Origin of the sequence: Thermosynechococcus sp., from assembly GCF_046299635.1 — a bacterium.
Classification (GTDB): Bacteria; Cyanobacteriota; Cyanobacteriia; order Thermosynechococcales; family Thermosynechococcaceae; genus Thermosynechococcus.
Map to the genome: position 1 here is coordinate 21,392 of NZ_JBKBHV010000006.1, position 21,417 is coordinate 42,808.

The following is a 21,417-nucleotide window of genomic DNA, read 5'->3' on the forward strand; positions in this document are numbered from 1 at the left end:
AGAAGGGTTAGACGAAAACAAGGGGCTTATCCTTGAGGGGGGCAAAGGCCTCGCGATCAAAACGGTAGAGGGTTGCCGGCCGCCCCGCCCCGCGGATGACTTTTTGGTGGGTATTTTGCAAAATGCCCAGTTTCAACAGTCGGGAGCGGAAGTTGGAGTAGTCAGAAAAGTTTGCCCCCAAAACCGTGCTGTAAAACCGGTACAGATCATGGAGGGTGAAATATTCAGGCAACACATCAAAGGCCACAGGGCTATACTCCAGCTTATTGCACAGGCGGCGATGCCCGTAGGCCAGAATTTTGCCGTGATCAAAGGCCAACTCCGGGCAGGCATTGAGGGCAAACCACTGCACTGCTCTCTCCTCTGCTCCAATCAGTTCCGCATCGGCAAAGCGCACCAAGGCAAAGTAACTCACCGAGAGATAGCGCTTGCCGGAGGCGGTTTCGCGGGGATCTCGCCCCGGTTCGCCAAAGGTGTACAGCTGCTCCAGATAGAGATTACTGACGCGAATTTTTTCCGCTAGGGTGCGATAGGCAGCCGCTTCTAGGGACTCCCCCTGCCGCACGAGGGTGCCGGGAAGACTCCAATACCCCGCAAAGGGCGACTGTCGGCGCTGCACCAAGAGCACAAGGAGGCGATTTTGATCCGCATCCACAGAGAAAATGACATTGTCTACGCCGACAACAAATTCCGCAAGGGACAAAGGGGAGGCGCTCATGAGGGGGTGTAGAGTCCTTGCTGCTGAATATACTGGGCGATCGCCGGCAGGAGTTGCTGCTCGTCCCGCTGTTGCCGATAGGTGGTGGAGGAGACCGCCGGCCCGTGATAGTCGGCCAGTTCCACCTGGGGACAGCGGTGCTGCACAGCTTGCCAATCCTTGGGGTCAATGACAACGCCGCAGCGCGGCAAAACCAAGAGCTTGACTTGGGCAAGGAGCCTGTCCACCTGATACCACTGCGGCAGTTTCGCCAAAACATCACTGCCCACCACCAGGGTCAGGGTTTCATGCGGCCACTGCTGCTTCACCTGCTCGACGGAATGGAGGGTGTAGGGGTGACTGAGGTCGGGGCGATGCTCGATATTGGGGCGGTTGAGGTGGCGCACCAGCAGACCGAGCATGGTTTGGCGATAGGGCAAGGGGGTTTGCTTCCCTTTGAAGGGGTTGTCGGCGGCCCACACCAGAACGCGGTCGTAGCGATCGCTGAGCCATTGGAGAATATCCCCATGGGCAGCAGTGGGGGGATCGGCACTGGTACCAAAAAGGGCAATGGTCATGGGCGGTGTCGTAACTGGTGAATCAGGGCTTCTAGGGCAGGGGAATAGACCACCGGCTGGCTCACCTCTAGGAGGGTATCGGGCAATTCCGCAAGGCTGGCGCGGTGGCGATCGCGAATTGTCGCCAAGGACTCCGGTGCGCAAAGGGGACGCCCTTCCTTCATCACCAGTTCGAGGAGGGGTTTGCCCCATACGTTTTCCTCGCTGGCCAAGGCAAGGCAATCGCCACTGGGGCGGCGGTAAATTTGCTTACGGCCGGGGAGGGTCATTTTGCCGCTGGAGACCTTCATTACCCCCTGCCCGTTGATCTCCACCAGCTTATAGACACCGTTGACAGGCTCTCCTGTGACCAGCTTGGTGCCGATGCCATAGGCATCAATACAGGCGCCGCCGGCAATTAAGCGGCGGATTTCCCCCTCATCGAGATCGCCACTGGCAATGATTTTGGTGTGGGGCAGGAGTTGGCGAATTTTTTGGGAGAGGGCCAGGAGATCCCCCGAATCAATGCGCACGGCTTTGACCACGATTTCTCCCGCCGCCTGGCGATCGGCAAGGGTGGCCACGGCAGCCAGGGTATCGTAGGTATCCACCAACAGCGCTCCTTCGGGGTAATAGTGCAAGAAGGCCGTAAAAGCGTCCTGTTCGCTGCCGACAAGGGTGGCGATCGCCATCACGAGGGAATGCGCCATGGTGCCCGTAGGAGAAACCCCCAATTGCTGGGCTGCCAACACGTTAGAGGTGGCCGTAAAGCCGGCGGCGAGGGCAGAACGGGCTGCCCACAGGGAAGCTTGCGGACTAAAGGCGCGCCGCGTGCCGAATTCCAACAGATCAATGTCTTCTCCCACCAACCGTCGCAGCCGCGAAGCACGGGTGGCCACAAGGGTTTGGTAGTTCACGATATTCAGCAGACAGGTTTCCAGCCACTGGGCCTGCCAGAGGGGCGCCTCAATCCGCAGCAGGGGTTCTTGGGCAAAAACAACGGTTCCTTCGGGAACGGCCCAAACATCGCCGCGGAACTCACTCTGGTGCAACAGCTCCCAAAAGGCAGCGGGTGAGCGCTCAAAGACCGTCAAACTTTTCAGGTAATCAATTTGCTGGGGGGTAAACTTTACCTGTTGTAAGTATTCCAGGACTTGAGCCAACCCCATGGCCACCAAATAGGTGCATCCTCGGGGCAATCGCCGCACACTCAGTTCAAAACACGCCGGCGTCCAGGCCAACTCCTCACCGGCATAGGTGGCCGCCATTGTTAGTTGGTAGAGATCCGTCAGCAAGCTGTAGTCACTGGCGGCCAAGGTGAAACCGGTCATGTTAAGGGCACATAAAGGATGGGTCAATTATAGTAGATTTTACCATAATTGTCAAGGCGATGCCATTCGGCGCTGTAATCGGCAAGGGAGGTCAAGAGGGGCACCGATCGCCAGCGCTCCACCCCAAAGCCCAGGGCACGACAGGGCTGCCATGTTTCAAAGAGCTGAAAAATTGCCGTGCGGGCGATCGCCCCTTCCAAGGCAGAGGAAAAGACCAGCCGCTGCGGTTCCAAGCCTTGACGCAACAGCAGACTCAAGCGGTCTGGAGAGCCAAACAGCGCCGGCTTAATCACAAACAGTCCCGGCCAACCCCGCTCTAACCAACGCTGTAATTCGCTTGCCCTGACCACACTCTCATCGAGGGCAATTGGGGTTGTCACCCTGTGGGCAAGAGTCAGGAGGGCTTGCCACTGCGCCGGGGGAAGGGGTTGCTCCACATACTCAATTCTGCCGTTTCCATGGCGCTCAAGCCAGTCCAACCACCGTTCGGCGGTTGTTACATCCCAGCCGCCGTTGGCATCAAGGCGTAGTTTGGCTCCTTGGGGTAGGGCGGCCAGTAGCGCCTTCAGGATTCCTTGCTCCTCTTCGGGGGATAGAACCCCCACCTTCCACTTGAAGATGGTGTGTCCCTGCCGCCACGGCTGCTGCCACTGCTCCAGAGCTGCTCGACCCCTGCCTAAAAGGGCACAGATCGGCCACGGGCGCAGGCGGTAGGGGAGTTGCCCCACACTCTGCCAAGCGGTGCTAAAACCAAACCGGGCCGCCGCTAACGTCTCCGGAATTGCCGCCATGATTGCCGGCGTCAGGCGATTGGGTAACCGCCGACACAGCGCAAGGTCGTCAGCGAGGGTTTCGCTGCCCCAGCCGGGAAGGGGGGCGATTTCCCCGTAGCCCAAGTGGCCGTCGTCATCTTCTAGGCGCAGGAGAATGCCGCGGCGCGATCGCCAGACCCCCTGTGCCGTTGCCAAGGGTTCCCGAAGGGGTTCTTCGTAGATACGCCACTGCCAGCGCATCCCCACCATCGGCTAGACCCGTTCAAGGGTTGCCTCGAGTAAATGTTTGAGCTTATGGCTGTTGTGGACGCCGCTAAGGAGGGCGTAGTGATTGGCATCCAGTTGCCAGTAGTGCTCAAAGCCCGTACAGCGGTTGGCATTCCCCAGCAACATAAACTGCTGCACGATCGCGTGGGGGGTAATCCAGCCTTCCCCCTCCAGCCGCCCCAAAAGGCTGTGTTGGAGCACATAGGTAAACACCTGCTCCTCCAGTTCCAACTTCCCCCGCGACTGCAACACTAATTCTGGCTTGACTTGATCGGGAAATGTGATCTTGGCCGCCATCGAAAACCAGTCATCTTGGCCGTAGGAGACGAGAATCCTCCCCGTTACTGGAATTGGTTCTTGATTGGCCTCTAACCACGTGCCCTTGAGCAGCCACCGCCCCCCATCAACTAAAAATGTATGATTCACGTTTCTCATATCCCCAATGGCTGTCCTGATTGTATCTTTCCCCAATTTGCAGGGGGAGAAAGCAGCAGGAATTGTTGCCGATGTCCGCAGCCTGTGCGGGCGATCGCTATGATCAAAGAATATCTTGGTTGCCTTTATCTCGGAATTGACTGAATGCAGCGTCCTTGGCAACTCTATTCTTCTGACCCTGCCCCTTTAGACTTCATTGAGGAAGTGAAGAGGCTCCACCCCGATGCCGGCGCCATCACCGCTCAGTTACTTTGGCAGCGAGGCTATCGTGACCTTGATCAACAAGTGCGAGTTTTTTTAGATTGGCGCTACTATGAGTCAGCCTCCCCCCTAGAGTTTCCAGAAATGCCCGCCGCCCTAGGGCGTTTGCAACAGGCACTCGATCAACAGGAAAAGGTTGCCATTTGGGGAGACTTTGATACTGATGGGGTCACGGCTACCGCCGTCCTCTGGGAAGGCCTAAAACCCCTCCTAGGAGCGCAATTGGTGGACTTTTATATTCCCAATCGCCAACACGACTCCCATGGTCTGTCGTGTCACGGCCTTAAAGCGCTTCAGCAAAAAGGGGTCTCCCTAATCATTACCTGTGATACGGGCTGTACCAATGGTGCTGAAATTGCCTTTGCCCGTAAGTTGGGGATGGATGTGATTGTCACCGATCACCACACCCTTGACCCCGCTCCCTTGGAGGCTGTGGCGCTGATCAATCCTCGGCAGTTGTCCTGGGAGCATCCCCTACGTCATTTATCAGGGGTTGGCGTCGCCTACAAGTTTTTAGAAGCAGTCTATGCCAAATGGCCAGAGAAAACCCAAGGGTATGCCCTAGAGAATCTCCTTGATCTGGTGGCCATTGGCCTCATTGCCGACTTGGTTGAATTAAAAGGAGAGTGCCGCTATCTTGCCCAGCGCGGCTTAGAATACCTCGGAAAACGTCAGACCCTACGCCCAGGGATTGCTGCTCTTTTGAAAGGGTCGTCCAACACAACGGCTCGGCAACGGGAGATTAGTTTTACCGTGGCACCTCGCCTCAATGCTGTAAGTCGCGTAGAGGGAGATGTGCGATCGCTAATCACGCTCTTGACCACCCAAAATTGTCGCGAAGCGCAGCAGTTGGCAGAGCACATTGAACAAGTGAATGCAGACCGGCAGCGACGCCAAAAAGAGATTGCTAAGATGGCCCATGCCAAAGCGGCTCAGTTGGATCTCTCAGCCTCGCGGGTGATTCTCCTCACCGATGACACTTGGCCGTTGAGTCTTTTGGGGCTGGTGGCGAACGACATTGTCAAAACCTATGGCCGCCCCGCCATTTTGCTTCAGACTAATCCAGAAACAGGAATGGCAGCAGGTTCAGCGCGCTCCGATGGCTTTGTGGATCTTTACGAGGCACTGCATAGCCAACGGCATTTATTTGAGAAATTTGGTGGGCATCCCTATGCAGCGGGCTTTAGGCTGAAGATAGATCATATTCCCCTGTTGGCAGCAGCCCTCAACCAATTCTTGGCACAGCAAGAGGGCACAGCCAGCGCCACACCGAAACCGTTGATGATTGACTTAGAAGTGACCTTGGATCAACTCAAGGTGGACTTGCTCAAGGAACTGGAAGTGCTTGCCCCCTTTGATTCTACCCACCATCCCAGTCCGCGATTGTTGGTGCGCAATGTAGAAATCACGCAACCTAAGGAGAACAATAACAAGGGGAATCAGAACACAAGAAAATACCTCTCAATGGTGCTCTACGATCGCCAGCGACAGTGCACCTTTCCTGCCAAGTGGTGGGATCATCAAATCAGCGATTGCCCCAAGGGATGCTGTGATCTGGTAATTGAGCTAGAGCAGTGGCAAAGCTATTTATCAGCGGTCATTAGAGAGCTGCGACCTAGCGCAACCAATGTGATCCAAGCGGCATCTTTTCAGTCCCTCATGGATTATCGCGATCGCCCCTACGAGGCAAGCGTCAAGGGTCTGCGCGTCGAAACCTGCCCCACCTCACGGGAAAGCTGGCGCCAATGGCTTCAGCGAGCGAACAGGGAACAGCAACCCTTGATTTTGGCCTACTCCCCTCCTCAAGAGCAGGATGCCCTAAAAGTGTGGCAGGAATTCCTAATGCTGTGCCAACAGGCCAGTCAACAGGGAAAACATTTACAGCGAGAAGAACTACGGGAACACCTTGGCATTGAAGCAGCCACCTTGAACTATGCCCTCAATGTACTTGAGACACTGGGGGTCAAGGTTCTCCATACCGCAGAGGAATTCTGGTGTGAATGGCCACCACAGGTGAAATCTTCCCTGCAAACGGCGGCGGCCTTAGAGACGTTCACAGCAGCGATCGCCGAGGAGAATTTTCGTCGTCGCTATTTTGCTGCCGCCTCGCTACAAGCCCTTCAGGAGACACACTAGAAACGGGTTACAACTTTCCTTAACAGGGAACATAAGGAACACACACGAGCCGACACAGGAAACACAGAGGCGATCAACGTTGATTGAGAGAAGAAGAGCGATCGCTCTGAGGAGAGCCTCAATCTGGTTACACACAACGTGCCTCGGTGCAACGCTTGCAACCGTACTTTTATGCTCCCACAGGCGACTTTAGCTGCCTACCGTGTTTCCACTCAAGTTTGCCAACCTGAATTCTCGGGAAGATCCCGTAAAACCACGGATGCCTAGACGTACATCGCCTCCATGAGGGCATCGCTCATCGTGACGTTGGTGGCCACACTTTGAATATCATCGAGATTTTCGAGGGCATCCATGAGCTTAAGGACGCGCCGCGCCGTGTCTTCATCGGTAATTTCTACGGTATTCATTGGAACCCAGCGGCTTTCGGTGTCGAGAACAGTGTAGCCGTGTTCTTTGAGGGTTTCGCTGACGGTTTCAAGGGCGGGCACAGGACAGCGCACTTCCGCCACCCCCTCTAGGATCTCATAGGTTTCGACATCAGCTGCCAGTAGTGCTTCGAGGAAGGTTTCCTCATCTGTAGGGGCGGCAACGGTAACAATGCCCCACTGCTCAAACATCCAGCCCACACAGCCCGTTTCACCGAGGTTACCTCCCTGCTTATTAAAGGCTGCCCGCAGATCTGCCGCCGTGCGATTGCGATTATCCGTCAGAGCTTCAATCAAAAACGCCACGCCCCCCGGCCCATAACCTTCGTAGCGGATTTCTTCTAGGGGAGCATCACTGTCGAGGGTACCGGTGCCCTTGGCGATCGCCCGCTCAATATTTTCGCTGGGAATCCCTGCGGCTTTGGCCTTCTCAATGGCGCTGCGCAGTTGAAAGTTGCCCGCTGGATCCCCTCCCCCATGCCGCGCCGCAATAATAATGGCTCGCGATAGCCGTGCAAAGATCTTGCCCTTTTGGGCATCCACCCGCGCTTTTTGCCGTTTAATGTTTGCCCACTTACTGTGACCTGCCATAGGGGAAGCATATGTAAAAAGCCAAGAAGAACCCCGCTGAAATCAACGGGGCACATCAACAGGGTTATTTGCTTAAGGATACCTTTAACGGAAACCGACAGCGGCTTGCCAAACAAAGGCCAAGGCCAAAAAGAGCACAGGAATCACCGGCAGCACATCCACGAGGGGATCAAAAATGGCGTAGGCTTCCGGCAACTTTGCAACTAAAACCAAAGCATCAATCATGGTGTTTTCCTAAAAGAATTCAGCGATCGCAAGAGAACTGAAAAAATAGTACCATAGCCGCTGCGGCAACGGGATCGCCATGCCGGAGATTCTCCTTTTATCACAAACAGCACAACATGACTTTTGGATGCAACAGGCGATCGCCCTCGCAGAGCAGGCAGGCGCTGCCGATGAAGTGCCCGTCGGTGCGGTGATTGTCAGTGCTGAGAATGAACTGATTGCCACGGGGGAAAATCGCCGCCAACGCGATCATGACCCCACTGCCCATGCGGAAATCATTGCTTTGCGCCGCGCCGGTCAACGCTTAGGGACGTGGTATTTAACCGGCTGCCGCCTCTACGTGACGCTAGAACCCTGCCCGATGTGCGCTGGTGCCATTGTCCAAGCCCGCATCCACACCCTCATCTATGGGGCGAGTGATCCCAAAGCAGGAGCCATTGATTCGGTACTACAACTTCCCCAAAGCCCGGCCGTGTTTCACCGCCTTCAGGTCATTCGTGGGGTTCAGGCAGCGGCCTGTCGGCAGCAGTTGCAAACGTGGTTTCGCCAACATCGTCAGAAAAAACGGCAATGATGCCCACATCACCCACCCGCTCCCGCAGCGTCTGGATGGTTTCACCGAGGAGGGGGTGTCGCCAGTGGGGGGCGATCGCCGCAAGGGGCACAAGGACAAAAGGCCGCTCGGCCAGTCGAGGATGGGGCACGGTGAGTTCACTTGTGGCGATGAGGCGATCGCCATAAAGCAGCAGATCTAGATCAAGGGTGCGCGCTCCCCAGTGCGCTTGGCGTTGGCGACCAAACTGTGCTTCAATCGCCTGAAGCGTTGCTAGCAGTGCCCAAGGGGAAAGTTGGACACGGGCAATAAGGCACCCATTCCAGTAGTCCGGTTGCGGGGGGCCTACAGGGACAGTGCGATACCACGGCGAGCAGGCTAAAACTTGGATTCCCGGCGTTTGGGCAAGCAGCCGTACCGCCGAGCGCAATTGTCGTAACGGCTCACCCAAGTTGCTTCCGAGGGCGATCGCCACGAGGGGGGTCTCAGACGGGGATATACTTAAGTCAGTGCATTCTGCCATCGCACCTGTGTAGAGTGCCGCTCACTCCTCCTGTTATACCTGCACCGTTCACCTATTGCCGAAGTCGTTGTGGATCTCCGAACTCTCTTTCACACTGCAACCCCAGTCATTGGTGTTGTCCATCTCCTTCCCTTACCCACCTCCGCCCGTTGGGGAGGGAGTCTTAAGGCGGTGATTGACCGCGCAGAACAGGAAGCCACTGCCCTCGCTTCAGGGGGAGCCAATGCCATTATTGTTGAGAATTTCTTTGATGCCCCCTTCACCAAAGAGCGGGTAGATGCCGCCGTTGTCAGTGCCATGACCTTGGTGGTGCAGCGGTTAAAGAATTTGGTGGCCTTGCCCATTGGCCTCAATGTGCTGCGCAATGATGCCTTTAGTGGTCTGGCGATCGCGGCTTGTACAGGGGCACAATTTATCCGCGTCAATGTGCTCACAGGGGTCATGGCCACGGATCAGGGCATTATTGAAGGCCAAGCTCATCAACTCCTGCGCTACCGCCGTGAACTGGGACAAGACATCAAAATTTTTGCCGATGTAATGGTGAAGCACGCCCAACCCCTCCACAGTCCGAACTTGGCCACTGCGGTGCGAGATACGTTGGAACGGGGACTGGCCGACGGGGTGATTCTCTCCGGTTGGGTCACAGGACACCCCCCCAGCGAGGAAGAACTCTCCATTGCCGCCAGCGCTGCCAAGGGACACCCCCTTTTTATCGGCAGTGGTGCCTCTTGGGACAATGTTGAGCAGTTAGCCCCCTACGTCAACGGCGTGATTGTGGCCAGTTCCCTGAAGCGCAACGGTCAGATTGAACAGCCCATCGACCCCATTCGCGTCAGCCGCTTTGTTGAAGCATGGCAGCGGGCACACCACAAAATTCAGGAACTCAATCGCGCCAATGGCAACTGTCGTGGGTCTAGCGGTGAACCCCTGCCAGCCATGTTTGTGCACGGCCAAAAGTGATCAGGCGATCGCCCCTGTTAACTGCGGAACATAGTTTCCCAAACCATTGAGGTTGAGGCGATAACTGCGGGGATGGGCAATCAAGTAGGCAGTGCTCGTAAAAATTTGCTCTAACTCCACAAGACCATTTTCCTTAAGGGTGCGCCCCGTTGACACCAAATCCACAATTGCCTCCGCCATACCCGTCATCGGCCCCAGTTCCACCGAACCGTACAAAGGCACAATATCCACCGGCAAATCCAACTGCCGGAAAAAGGCATCGGCACAGCGGACAAACTTTGAGGCGACGCGGCAATGGGGTGGCAAATCGCGGGCACTGCGGTAGGGGCTAGAGGCTTTGACGGCCACCGAGAGGCGACATTGACCAAAACCCAGATCCGCCAGTTTGGCCACGTGGGGATTTTTTTCCCGCAGCACATCGTAGCCGACAATGCCCAACTGTGCTTGACCATACTGCACGTACACAGGCACATCTTGGGCACGAACCAAAAGAGCGCGGGCACGGCCATCTTGAGAGAGAACCTGAAGTTGGCGATTCTCCGGCTCTAGGAGCGCCTCAAAATTTAAGCCTACCCGTTGGAAGTAGGCAATACTGTCCTTGAGCAGGGCACCTTTGGGGAGGGCAATTGTTAGCATGGCCTAGACACTCTGAATCTGCAAATAGGTTGCCCCATCACTGAGGGCTTCAATCTGCGGTGGTGCATCACTCTCAATCCAGGCAATATAGGGAATCTGGCGATCGCGGGCATAGGCACGAGTTTGCTCCGGCGTTAGATCAAGCAGTGCCAACTCCACGCGGGTAGAACCCTCCAAACGCAGCGTTTGAGCATGGTGGAGAGCGGCCGCGAGGGCATCGGGCGTGCGGGGCACCACAAGCCATTGACTACGGGGGGCGAGGAGGACGGCTGGGGGAATGGCGATCGCTTGCAGGAGCGCCTCCACGTTAAAAACAAAACCAATCCCCGGCACAGGGACACCGTCGGGATGGTAAATACTGAGCAGTTGATCATAGCGTCCCCCTTGAGCCACCAACCGCAGTTCCGTTTCCGTGGGAATCAAGACCTCAAAGATAATTCCCGTGTAGTAATCAAAGGACTGGACAAGGCTCAGATCAAGGGTAATGGCAAAGGACTCAGCCACTAAGCCCAACAACTGTTGAAGTTCTGCAAAGCGATGGGCCACCCCTGCAACCTCAGACCACTGAGCCAAACGTTCCCCCACTTCCTGCGGCGTACCCCGCAGATCAAAAAGAGCAAGGGCGCGATCGCCCCAAGGGGAGCCTAGAGCCTGCAAACTCACGCGGTCTAAGTTGGCCAAGCATTGGCGCACCGTTTTTTGCAATTCCGCTGGAAAGGTACTGAGCAACTGTTGCGTTAGGTGAGCATCCCCCACCAAGAGATAGGCCTCCTCAACTGCTAACGCCCCAAGGCACTCCTGTACCAGCCAGAGAATTTCTGCATCTGCCGCTAAACCCGTTGCCCCCAGTAGCTCTACACCTGCTTGGAAAAATTCCTGCTGGTTGCCCAACTCTGCCACCGTCGTCCGCCGAAAGACATTGGTTTTGTAATAGAGCCTTTGGGGCAGTTGCCTTCCTACCATGCGAGTCACAGCAGCGCGGGCGATCGAAGCCGTTAATTCTGGCCGCAATCCCAAGGGTTCATCACTGCTCCCCTGTACTTGAATGACCGTCTCTGGACGGACAGTGCCCCCTGCCGTTAGGGTTGCTAGGGTCTCGATTGTGGGTGTGATAATTTCTTGGTAGCCCCAGCTTTGAAAGACCCGCTCCAACCGTTGCTCTAGCCACCGTTGCCGTGCCACGTCAAGGGGCAAAATATCGCGGGCACCACAGGCAGGTTGATACACCATAGTGAATTATTTTTTCCCAAAAAGACCAAAGAAAGAAGATTTCTTTTTCTCCGGTTTTGGCGGCTCAGTACTTTTTTGCTGCTGCTGTGCCTTGCGCTCTTTCTTGCTAATTGCTTCGAGTCCCTGTATGGCCGTCACCTCTTGGGGATTGAGCTTCAGGGCTTGATTAAAGTGAACTTTGGCCATACTGAGGGAGCCTTGTTGCAGATACACCTTGCCTAGTAGGGCATGGCAGCGAGCACTGCGGGGGTCAATTTTCAGGGCATCCTTCAGTTCTTTGATGGCCTCCAGATAAATGCCTTTATTGAAAAGTTCCTCTGCCCGTCGGAAGTATTGCTCTGTAAATTGCTCGGTTTTTGGCGTCTCTGCGGGCGGTGTCGTCGCCGTGGCTGCACGCACTTGCGTTTCATCTGGTTTGGGTTGCGGCGCAGGTGCAGAAACTATAGGTGTGGCTGCTGTTGCTTTACCCCCTGCCGATCGCCACAAATAAATCAAATTCAGTTCGCTAATTTGTTCACTGATCTTAAGGGCATTGCTTAAATCTGTGTATTGATCTTGGGCAAGGGTATTGAGCGCCTTTTGATAGGCCTCTTCAACGTTGGCAGCGTTAAAGACTTCCCGCGCCAAATCAAAGGTAGGCGTGGGCACAATATTGGCTGTTAGCAGTTGCTTTTCAAGCAAGCGCAAAATGACTTGATATTCTTCCCGCTCTTTTTCTTGGGACAGTACTTCATAGGCAGGATTTACAAACTTGGAGAGTAAATCACTGGCCATTTTTTTACCCGATTCATCATCACGGCTATCGGGGTGCAGTGTCTTGGCAATTTTGAGATACCGCTTGCGAATTTCCCCCGGTGCTGCTGATAATGGAACCCCTAGGGCAGCATGGAGATCTCGTTGAGAGTTAAAGCGACCCAAACCGTGATTGATCTCGAAGGGCATAGTCAGTGAAACCGCAGGGGTAGAACATCCTTTGATTATACCTGCTCATAGAGGGGGTTGGTGACCCCCTGCAATCCTTGAAGACAAGACATCCGAAACTGTGAAAGACCCTAGGCAAAGACTGCGGTGCGATTGCCATACACGAGAATCCGATTTTGCAGATGCAGCTGCACCGCCCGCGCCAACACCACCCGTTCCAAATCCTTGCCCTTACGAATCAAATCCGCCACCGTATCGCGATGACTCACATGTACAACTGCCTGCTCAATAATCGGCCCTTCATCCAAGTCCGCTGTGGCATAGTGGGCAGTGGCGCCAATGATTTTCACCCCCCGCTCATAGGCACGGTGGTAGGGATTGGCTCCTGCAAAAGCAGGTAAAAATGAATGGTGAATGTTGATCACTTGGGGAAAGGCCTCAATAAATTCAGCACTGAGCACCTGCATATACTTGGCCAGTACCACCAGATCAATCCTGTAGTCTTTGAGCAGTTGCAGTTCCTTGGCCTCTGCGAGGGGCTTGGTCTCTGGTGTCACGGGGATATAGTGAAAGTCAATGCCAAACTGCTCGGCAATGGGACGCAAATGCTCATGGTTACTGATAATTAGGGGAATTTCGGCAAAGAGATCCCTTGCCCGCTGCCGCAGTAGTAGATCCCACAGGCAGTGATCTTGGCGACTCACCCAAATGGCCAAGCGATAGGGAATATCCGACGGCCGCAACTGCCAGCGCACCCCCTGCCAACTGGCAAAGACCTGTTCTTGCTGTGCATAGTTAACAAAAGTGGCGGCAATCTGATCGCGGGGGATCTCAAAGCCCTCCAGTTCCCACTCAAGGCGCGAGAGAAAAATGCCCGCAACGGCATCGGTGTGGTGGTCGGCATGGACAATGTTCCCATTGTGGCGATAGACAAACTGTGCCAACTTGGCCACCAGCCCCCGCTGATCGGGACAGGAAATGGAGAGGGTCATCGTTGGCATAGGCGGAACCGAACGCAGGGCAGCCTGTATTCTACTACTGCGAATTAGAAGCAGCGCGACTTAAGACCTTGGTGAGATACTGCCCCGTATAGGATTGGGGCACCAGAGCCACCGCTTCAGGGGTACCAGCGGCCACCACCTCTCCGCCGCGATCGCCCCCCTCTGGCCCTAGATCAATAATCCAATCGGCACAGCGAATCACATCCAAGTTATGTTCAATCACCAAAACCGAGTTGCCCTTGTCCACCAGCCGCTGCAACACCTCAAGGAGTTTGTGCACATCGTAAAAGGATAACCCTGTTGTCGGCTCATCAATCAGATAGAGGGTTTTGCCCGTGGCGCGGCGCGACAGCTCCGCCGCCAATTTAAGACGCTGGGCTTCTCCGCCGGAGAGAGTGGGAGCCGTTTGTCCCAATTTCAGATAGCCCAAGCCCACATCCACAAGGGTTTGCAGCTTGCTCACCGCCTTGGGGATATTTTCAAAAAAGGCCAGCGCCGTCTCGGCGGTCATGTCCAATACATCGGCGATCGAGCAGCCCTTGTACTTCACTTGCAGCGTATCGCGGTTGTAGCGCGTCCCCTTGCACACCTCGCACTGGACATAGACATCGGGCAGAAAGTTCATGGTAATCACGTTGACCCCTTGGCCGGCGCAGGCTTCACAGCGGCCACCCTTAATGTTGAAGGAAAACTGACCCGGTTTATAGCCCCGTGCCTTGGCCTCAACGGTTTGGCTAAAGACCTCACGGATGACATCGAAAACGCCGATGTAGGTGGCCGGATTCGAGCGGGGGGTGCGACCAATGGGCGATTGGTCAATGACAATCACCTTATCAATGGCGCTTAGGCCTTCAATCGATCCCAGTTCCTTGGGCAGGGGCACCCTGTGACCCAAATGGTGCTGTAGGGCAGGATAGAGCACTTCGTGCATGAGGGTGGATTTGCCCGACCCTGAGACCCCCGTCAGACACACCAGCTTGCCAAGGGGAATTTCTACGGTGATGTTCTTCAGGTTGTTGCGAGAGACATTTCTCAGGATCAGGGATTGACCATTCCCCGGTCGGCGATCGCCGGGGGTCTCAATGCGCTTGCGCCCCGACAGATAGGCGCCGGTCAGTGAGTCGGGATGGTTGAGAATGTCCTCTAGGCTGCCTTGGGCCACAATTTGACCGCCATGGATCCCTGCCCCTGGGCCGATATCCACGATGTAATCCGCCGCCCGGATGGTCTCTTCGTCATGTTCGACCACAATCAACGTATTCCCTAGGTCCCGCAGGCGAAAGAGCGTTTTGAGCAGGCGATCGTTATCCCGCTGGTGTAGGCCAATGCTCGGTTCATCGAGGACATAGAGCACCCCCGTCAGGCCAGAGCCGATTTGGGTGGCCAAGCGAATGCGTTGGGCTTCACCGCCGGAGAGGGTGGCCGCACTGCGATCTAGGGTTAGGTAATCTAGCCCCACATCAATTAAAAATTGCAACCGGGCTGTCACTTCCCGCAATGCCAGCTCCGCAATTTGCTGTTGACGCGGGCTAAGCCGAAGCGATTGAATTCGAGCCAAGCACTCGCGAATCGAGACACTTGTGAGATCGGGGAGGCGATATTGGCCAAGACGCACCGCTAGAGCCGCCGGTTTTAGGCGTTGCCCGCCACAGGCGGGGCAGGTTTGATTCACTTGGTATTCTTCCAGTTTTTGGCGATAGGCATCGGAGGTGGTCTCGCGGTAGTGCCGCTCTAAAATCGGGATCACCCCTTCAAATTGGCGATAGTAGTCCCTTTTGCGATAGCGAGAGTCGGCAGGGATGCGAATGGGGGTATCGGTGCCGTAGAGGATCACCTCCCGCTGCAATTCCGTCAGGCGGTACCACGGGGTATTGAGGTCAAAGCCAAAAGCCTCGGCAACGCCGCAGAGCAGGGCAAGGTAGTAGTCATGTTCCTTCTCTGCCCAGGGGGCGATCGCCAGATAGACGGGCAGTTCCGGATTCGGAACAATCAACTCCGGGCTAAATTTGCGTAGGTAGCCCAAGCCATGACACTCTGGACAGGCGCCATAGGGAGAGTTAAAGGAAAACAGCCGCGGCGATAGCTCATCCATCACGGCCCCATGCTCAGGGCAGGCAAAATTCTCGGAAAACAGGAGCGTTTGTGCTGTCGCCTCAGCCTCACGGGGCACTACACTGACCATGGCGGTACCGTTGGCATGGTGCAACGCCGTTCGCAGGGAATCGGCTAAGCGTTCCTCAATCCCCGGCTTGAGCGCAAGGCGATCGACAACAATTTCAATCGTGTGAGCTTGGTTTTTGTCCAGTTCAATAGCATCACTGAGTTCGCGCACCTCCCCATCAATGCGAACCCGCACAAAGCCTTCACCGGCCAGACTCGACAGCAGTTTTTTGTAGCTGCCCTTTTTGCCCTTGACCACGGGCGCCAAGACTTGAAAGCGGGTCTGGGGCGGCAGCTGCATCACCTGATCCACCATCTCATCAACGGTCTGTGGGCGAATCGGGCGATCGCACTGGGGACAATGGGGTTCCCCGGCACGACCATAGAGCAGCCGCAGGTAGTCATAGATTTCCGTGACCGTGCCTACTGTCGAGCGAGGATTGTGGGAGGTGGACTTCTGATCAATGGAAATTGCCGGACTCAGCCCCTCAATGGCATCCACATCGGGCTTATCCAACTGGCCGAGGAATTGCCGCGCATAGGCACTGAGGGACTCCACATAGCGGCGTTGCCCCTCGGCAAAAATCGTGTCAAAGGCAAGGGAGGATTTGCCGGAACCGGAAACCCCCGTCATCACAATCAGGCGATCGCGGGGCAGATCGAGGTCAATGTTTTTTAGATTATGCTGCCGTGCACCCCGAATGCGAATTTCACCCGTCGGCACTGGATCGCCCATATTTGAATAGTGTTTTGAATAGTGTAGCGTATAGCAGTTCTCTCTTAAGTATGTAGTTTCTTGTAGTGGCTGGCGATAATTCCATTTTCAATTCGTAAGCAGGGAATATCGTCAATAATAGGATAAATCATCAATCCTTCAGGACTAAATAGGACGTTACCTATCTTTTCCAAATGAGTTTTGAATTTAGGGCATGCAAGAATATACGGAGAACTTGTTTTTTTAACTTCTTTTTCGATAATAGTAATTGCAGTAGGGTTAAGAGGATTACCAATGACTGGAAAAAGTTCATGTACTAAAACTTTACAACCGAGCTGAGAAGCTATCTCTTTCAAATTGCGACAGTAGCCATGAAAATCCATTCTCTTGCGAGCCTCTTCGCCAGCAAGCTCATAACCCGGTTCTAGTAAGATTAAGTATTTTCTTGTGACTCTAAGTAGCTCTTTTAATATTGTCTCTTCTTTACCTCGATTAGGTTCTATGGAATGAGAAGTGTAAACAATGTCAATAGATTCATCTGCAAAAGGTATAGATAACAAACTGCCTGTACAAAGAGTTACGTTTGGTATTCCTTGCTTTTCCAGATATTTCTTTCCATATGCTACTCTTGACCAGCTAATGTCAAATCCAAAAGCATCTACCGGAATTTTTAAGTGCTTTAAAACACCAGCTAATGTTGTTGATTCACCCACACCAGCTTCTAAAAGTGAACTAGGCCGAAAAAGGGAAAGAATAACATTAGCTATTTCAGATGTGTACCTCTCCTTTAAGTTAGAACCTTCTGGTGTTTCACTTAAGGCAATATAACTACCCGCTTGCAGATCATAAGCGACTTCAATAATTGATTCAGTGTTCCATGATATTCCCTGTTGTTCACGTAAAAACGCTGAAATATTAACGCCCGACTCATATAATTCCTGAAGGTAACGCGGACTTGGTGGGTTTTGTTGTGAGTTATTCATATGTTTTCATATGTTTCAGAAAAAAGCTACAGCAAACTTAGTCACTCTGGTAAGTTAGCTAGGGCGGTAGTCTAGCGCTAATTATACTACAAAAAAGCGGGGTAGCGTTCCCCCGCTCTCAGTGACATCTAGGTAGAGATGCAGTGAACCCTTAGAATTTAAGTAGAATTTAAGGGATTACCGCTAGGCTGGGTTTAGTAGTCGAAGTCACCGCCCATGCCGGCACCGGCGCCCGCAGGATTGTTTTCCTTGGGTTCGGGCTTGTCAACAATGATGCACTCGGTGGTCAGCACCATACCGGCAATGGAGGCCGCATTTTGCAGCGCCGAGCGGGTGACCTTGGCAGGGTCAACGATACCGGCATCGAACATGTTGACATATTCATCTTTGGCAGCATCATAGCCCACATCGAAGGGTTTTTCTTTGACCCGTTCGACAATGATGGCACCATTTTGACCTGCATTTTCGGCAATGCGACGCAGGGGAGCGCTAAGAGCACGCTCAACAATGTTGGCACCAATGAGTTCTTCACCCGTTAAGCGCTCAGCCGCCCAGTTGCTCAACTCAGGAGCCAAGTGAGCCAAGGTGGTACCGCCACCGGGGACAATCCCTTCTTCCACAGCAGCTTTGGTGGCGTTGATCGCGTCTTCCAGACGGAGTTTGCGATCCTTCATTTCAGTTTCGGTGGCCGCACCGACTTTAATCACCGCCACACCACCGGCCAGTTTCGCCAGCCGCTCTTGCAGTTTTTCTTTGTCGTAGCTGGAATCGGTTTCTTCAATTTGGCGACGGATTTGCTCGCAGCGAGCTTTGACGGCTTTTTCATTGCCTTCGGCCACAATCGTGGTGTGATCTTTGGTGATTGTGATGCGGCGAGCTTTACCGAGCATATCCAGCTTGGCATTTTCCAGCTTCAGACCGGCATCTTCGGTGATCACTTGACCCGCTGTGAGAACGGCAATATCTTCCAGCATCGCTTTCCGGCGATCGCCAAAACCGGGCGCTTTCACCGCAGCCACGTTCAAGACACCGCGCAGACGGTTGACCACAAGGGTCGCCAAGGCTTCTTTTTCGATGTCTTCAGCAATGATCACCAACGGTTTGCCGGCGCGGGCGACCTGTTCAAGAATCGGTACCAGATCTTGCACTAAGGTAATTTTTTTGTCGGTGATCAGCACGAAGGGTTCATCGAGCACCGCTTCCATGCGCTCGGTGTCGGTGGCAAAGTAGGGGGAGATGTAGCCTTTGTCAAAGCGCATCCCCTCAGTGACCTCCAGTTCGGTGGTCATGGATTTGCCCTCTTCGAGGGAGATCACGCCTTCTTTACCCACTTTATCCATGGCGTCGGCAATCATCCGACCCACTTCTTCATCGTTACCGGCAGAGATCGCCGCCACTTGGGCAATGGCTTTGGAATCTTCTACAGGACGGGCGTGCTCAGCAATTTTTTCGACAAGGAACTGGGTGGCTTTCTCAATCCCGCGTTTCAGGGCAATGGGGTTCGCACCGGCAGCAACGTTGCGCAGCCCCTCTTTCACCATGGCATGGGCGAGAACCGTCGCCGTAGTGGTACCGTCACCGGCAGCATCGTTGGTTTTCGAGGCGGCTTGGCGGATGAGAGCCACACCCGTGTTTTCAATGTGATCTTCTAGTTCAATTTCTTTAGCAATGGTGACGCCATCATTCACAATTTGAGGGGCGCCAAATTTTTTCTCGAGCACCACATTGCGCCCTTTGGGGCCAAGGGTCACGGCGACGGATTCAGCCAAGATGTCCATCCCTTTTTCGAGGGCACGACGGGCATTTTCGTTGTAGATAATGCGCTTCGCCATAGATGTTTCCTACCTCAATCGTTCAACAGTGATGAAAAATCGCACAGAGATGAAAAGGGGTCAGCGACCTAGCCAACAATGGCCAAGATGTCTTTTTCCGAGAGCAGAACGTAGTCTTCGCCCGCCAGTTTCACTTCGGTACCGGCGTATTTGGAGTACAGCACTTTGTCACCCACTTTCACATCCATGGGCTGACGCTTGCCGTCCTCAGTGAGTTTGCCAGGACCCACGGCGGTCACTTCACCCACTTGCGGCTTTTCACGGGCGTTGTCGGGCAGGAGGATCCCCCCTGCGGTACGTTCTTCACTTTCGCTGACTTTGACAAAAATGCGATCGCCTAACGGCTTCACAGTTGAAACGCTTAGAGATACGGCTGCCATAGCGTACTGTTCTCCCAATTGTAAGAGTATGGACTAATATCACTCACTGCACAGCTTATCGTGCAGTCTCTAGAGGATAAGAGCCTGACTTGTGATTGTTTAGCACTCTCACCCTTCGAGTGCTAATGTAGCGAGAGACGGCTGGCGATCGCAACTCCTAGGGCAGTACGGTTTTCCGAACGGAACTTCAGTTCTTTAGCCCTGTGGTGGCAATGCCGCGAATCAGTTGCCGCTGACCTAAAATAAACAAGATCATCACCGGTACCGTGGCAATCACGGCTGCCGCCATCATCAACGGCCAATCATTGGTGAACTGCTCCTGAAAATTGGCTAGGGAAAGCTGCACCGTGATCAGTTCTGGCTTGGTGGTAAAGACCAAGGGCTTAAAGAGATCATTCCACTCCCCGATGAAGGTAAAAATAAAGAGTGTCACCAAGGCCGGTCGGCTCAAGGGCAAGAGAATATGCCAGAGCACTTGCCAGCGAGTTGCCCCATCCAACAAGGCTGCCTCCTCAAGGGCAACAGGCAAGGTGAGAAAAAATTGCCGCATCAAAAAGACGCCAAAGCCATTGGCCGCCGTCGGCAGGATCAATGCCCCATAGGTGTTGATGAGATGACCCGCCTTGAGGATTAGGAAAACGGGGATCACCAGCAGTTGAAACGGGATCACGAGTGTTGCCAGCATCAGCAGCAAAATCGTTTGTTGCCCCGGAAACGTAAGCCGCGCAAGGGCGTAACCCGCCAAGGCTGAGGTCAGCAACTGAAGCGCTGTCACCGCCAAAGCCACAAAGGTTGAGTTGGCAAAGGCCAAGATAAAGTGTCCCTGCTGCCACGCTGCCCGATAGCTTTGCCATGTCCAGCCTTGGGGGGGCAACAGTTGACTAGGTAGGGTTCCCGGTGGCCAGCCCGATGTACAGATCACCACTACTAGGGGGCTAAGAACCAGCACTGCCCCCAGCGCCAATACCAGTGTTAAACCTATCCTAGGAGCAACCACTGCTGGACATCCGTTTTAGTAAATCCACAAATCCTTTGACTTCTAATCTTTCCCGAATCTACCTTTGACTATACGTATTCCACAATACAAAAACTTGGGTCTCTGCCTCAATTCTGCATAGGAACCAAGCTGTGCCAGTTAAGGAAGTTGCAATTGTCCACCCTTGTGGAGTGTCTAGGGATGACTCATCCACCCTACCCAAATTCTGCTGTTGTCCGCCGTTGGCCGATATGGCTGATTAGTTTTGGACTCGTCACTTTGCAACTGGTGCCTGTACATGCTCAAATTGCCGTCTATGAAGGGCGGCGGGTTACCGGCGACGTAACCATGACCCTTCCCGATGGCAGCACCTACAAAGGGGAGTTGCTGAATGGCCGCTTTAATGGTCAAGGCATCCTGACAATGGCCAATGGCAACCGCTACGAGGGGGAATTCCGCAATGGCCGCTACCACGGTCAAGGGGTGCTCACCTATGCCGATGGTGGACGCTACGAAGGCGGCTTTGTGGATGGCATCTTCAATGGCAAGGGAGTTTTGCAACTGGCCAACGGCCAACGCTACGAGGGCACGTTTCTCAATGGGCAGTATCACGGGGAGGGGGTGCTCACCTTTCCCGACGGCACCCGCTATGAGGGTCAGTTTCTTGCGGGCAAGTATCATGGAAGTGGAACGCTCTCCTTTGGCGATGGCACGAGCTATGCCGGACAATTTCGCAATGGCTTATTTGAAGGACAGGGGGTCTTTACCCTACCGGATGGCTCCCGCATTATTGCCACATGGCGCAATGGTCGCCGCGAACCCCGTTAGTCTTCAATCTTGCTAGTCGTG

At 54.3% G+C, this 21,417-nt stretch carries 21 protein-coding genes; 4 read left to right on the top strand and 17 right to left on the bottom strand.

The genetic code is table 11. From position 1 onward, the window contains the following. Positions 1-7 precede the first annotated feature (7 nt). Genes ACK4IR_RS03710 through ACK4IR_RS03730 form a run of 5 tightly spaced genes read right to left on the bottom strand, consistent with a single transcriptional unit; the run spans position 8 to position 4,060 of the window. A complete protein-coding gene (locus ACK4IR_RS03710) occupies positions 8-718 on the bottom strand; it encodes an NUDIX hydrolase (RefSeq protein ID WP_409872635.1) in 711 nt (236 codons plus the stop codon). Beyond that, positions 715-1,275 (bottom strand): nicotinate-nucleotide adenylyltransferase, encoded by a 561-nt coding sequence (locus tag ACK4IR_RS03715; protein ID WP_409872637.1) that lies wholly within the window; start codon positions 1,273-1,275, stop codon positions 715-717. The genes ACK4IR_RS03710 and ACK4IR_RS03715 overlap by 4 nt, the downstream gene beginning before the upstream one ends. Then, positions 1,272-2,585 (bottom strand): nicotinate phosphoribosyltransferase, encoded by a 1,314-nt coding sequence (locus tag ACK4IR_RS03720; protein ID WP_409872638.1) that lies wholly within the window; start codon positions 2,583-2,585, stop codon positions 1,272-1,274. The genes ACK4IR_RS03715 and ACK4IR_RS03720 overlap by 4 nt, the downstream gene beginning before the upstream one ends. Positions 2,586-2,608: 23 nt before the next feature. Further along, positions 2,609-3,607: an o-succinylbenzoate synthase gene (locus ACK4IR_RS03725; protein ID WP_409872639.1), complete on the bottom strand. Its 999-nt coding sequence runs from the start codon at positions 3,605-3,607 to the stop codon at positions 2,609-2,611. A gap of 3 nt (positions 3,608-3,610) precedes the next feature. After that, positions 3,611-4,060, bottom strand: a complete 450-nt coding sequence (locus ACK4IR_RS03730; protein WP_409872641.1) for a hypothetical protein — start codon at positions 4,058-4,060, stop codon at positions 3,611-3,613. A 144-nt stretch (positions 4,061-4,204) separates the two neighbouring features. Here ACK4IR_RS03730 and recJ point away from each other — a divergent pair, with 144 nt between their 5' ends. Continuing rightward, positions 4,205-6,457: a single-stranded-DNA-specific exonuclease RecJ gene (recJ, locus tag ACK4IR_RS03735; RefSeq protein WP_409872643.1), complete on the top strand. Its 2,253-nt coding sequence runs from the start codon at positions 4,205-4,207 to the stop codon at positions 6,455-6,457. Positions 6,458-6,720: 263 nt separating this feature from the next. On the opposite strand, the gene ACK4IR_RS03740 is transcribed toward recJ, so the two are convergent. Then, positions 6,721-7,473, bottom strand: coding sequence for a YebC/PmpR family DNA-binding transcriptional regulator (locus ACK4IR_RS03740; RefSeq protein ID WP_409872645.1), 753 nt, complete (start codon positions 7,471-7,473; stop codon positions 6,721-6,723). A gap of 84 nt (positions 7,474-7,557) precedes the next feature. After that, the gene (locus ACK4IR_RS03745; protein WP_011056031.1) at positions 7,558-7,698 is read right to left on the bottom strand and encodes a photosystem II reaction center protein K; all 141 of its coding nucleotides are present in this window, start codon (positions 7,696-7,698) and stop codon (positions 7,558-7,560) included. A 79-nt stretch (positions 7,699-7,777) separates the two neighbouring features. On the opposite strand from ACK4IR_RS03745, the gene tadA reads away from it, so the two are divergent. Then, positions 7,778-8,272, top strand: a complete 495-nt coding sequence (tadA, locus tag ACK4IR_RS03750) for a tRNA adenosine(34) deaminase TadA (protein ID WP_409872647.1) — start codon at positions 7,778-7,780, stop codon at positions 8,270-8,272. Here tadA and folK read toward each other — a convergent pair. Next, positions 8,190-8,774 carry a 2-amino-4-hydroxy-6-hydroxymethyldihydropteridine diphosphokinase gene (gene folK, locus ACK4IR_RS03755; protein ID WP_409872649.1) on the bottom strand — a complete coding sequence of 195 codons (585 nt, stop codon included), beginning with the start codon at positions 8,772-8,774 and terminating at the stop codon, positions 8,190-8,192. The two genes, tadA and folK, sit on opposite strands and share 83 nt — an antisense overlap. 69 nt (positions 8,775-8,843) lie before the next feature. On the opposite strand from folK, the gene btpA reads away from it, so the two are divergent. Beyond that, on the top strand, positions 8,844-9,734 hold the full coding sequence (gene btpA, locus ACK4IR_RS03760; protein ID WP_409872651.1) for a photosystem I biogenesis protein BtpA: 891 nt from the start codon (positions 8,844-8,846) through the stop codon (positions 9,732-9,734). Here the strand turns inward: btpA and hisG are convergent, their stop codons facing one another. The 9 genes from hisG to ACK4IR_RS03805 form a co-directional block, all read right to left on the bottom strand. After that, complete coding sequence (gene hisG, locus ACK4IR_RS03765) at positions 9,735-10,370, bottom strand: ATP phosphoribosyltransferase (protein WP_409872652.1); 636 nt, start codon at positions 10,368-10,370, stop codon at positions 9,735-9,737. Positions 10,371-10,373: 3 nt separating this feature from the next. Beyond that, positions 10,374-11,600, bottom strand: coding sequence for an ATP phosphoribosyltransferase regulatory subunit (locus ACK4IR_RS03770; protein ID WP_409872654.1), 1,227 nt, complete (start codon positions 11,598-11,600; stop codon positions 10,374-10,376). A gap of 6 nt (positions 11,601-11,606) precedes the next feature. Next, entirely contained in the window at positions 11,607-12,542 is a 936-nt protein-coding gene (locus tag ACK4IR_RS03775) for a DnaJ domain-containing protein (protein ID WP_409872656.1), read from the bottom strand. A gap of 110 nt (positions 12,543-12,652) precedes the next feature. Further along, positions 12,653-13,522: a formyltetrahydrofolate deformylase gene (purU, locus tag ACK4IR_RS03780; protein ID WP_409872658.1), complete on the bottom strand. Its 870-nt coding sequence runs from the start codon at positions 13,520-13,522 to the stop codon at positions 12,653-12,655. Between the two features lie 34 nt (positions 13,523-13,556). Next, positions 13,557-16,418: an excinuclease ABC subunit UvrA gene (gene uvrA, locus ACK4IR_RS03785; protein ID WP_409872660.1), complete on the bottom strand. Its 2,862-nt coding sequence runs from the start codon at positions 16,416-16,418 to the stop codon at positions 13,557-13,559. Between the two features lie 44 nt (positions 16,419-16,462). Further along, entirely contained in the window at positions 16,463-17,380 is a 918-nt protein-coding gene (locus ACK4IR_RS03790; RefSeq protein WP_409872662.1) for a methyltransferase domain-containing protein, read from the bottom strand. A gap of 194 nt (positions 17,381-17,574) precedes the next feature. Then, the gene (groL, locus tag ACK4IR_RS03795) at positions 17,575-19,212 is read right to left on the bottom strand and encodes a chaperonin GroEL (protein WP_409872664.1); all 1,638 of its coding nucleotides are present in this window, start codon (positions 19,210-19,212) and stop codon (positions 17,575-17,577) included. Between the two features lie 68 nt (positions 19,213-19,280). Continuing rightward, positions 19,281-19,592, bottom strand: coding sequence for a co-chaperone GroES (gene groES / locus ACK4IR_RS03800; protein WP_149820030.1), 312 nt, complete (start codon positions 19,590-19,592; stop codon positions 19,281-19,283). Positions 19,593-19,779: 187 nt separating this feature from the next. Continuing rightward, on the bottom strand, positions 19,780-20,589 hold the full coding sequence (locus tag ACK4IR_RS03805) for a carbohydrate ABC transporter permease (RefSeq protein WP_409872665.1): 810 nt from the start codon (positions 20,587-20,589) through the stop codon (positions 19,780-19,782). A 180-nt stretch (positions 20,590-20,769) separates the two neighbouring features. Between ACK4IR_RS03805 and ACK4IR_RS03810 the strand changes: the two genes are divergently transcribed. Further along, positions 20,770-21,396: an MORN repeat-containing protein gene (locus tag ACK4IR_RS03810; protein ID WP_409872667.1), complete on the top strand. Its 627-nt coding sequence runs from the start codon at positions 20,770-20,772 to the stop codon at positions 21,394-21,396. Positions 21,397-21,417 lie beyond the last annotated feature (21 nt).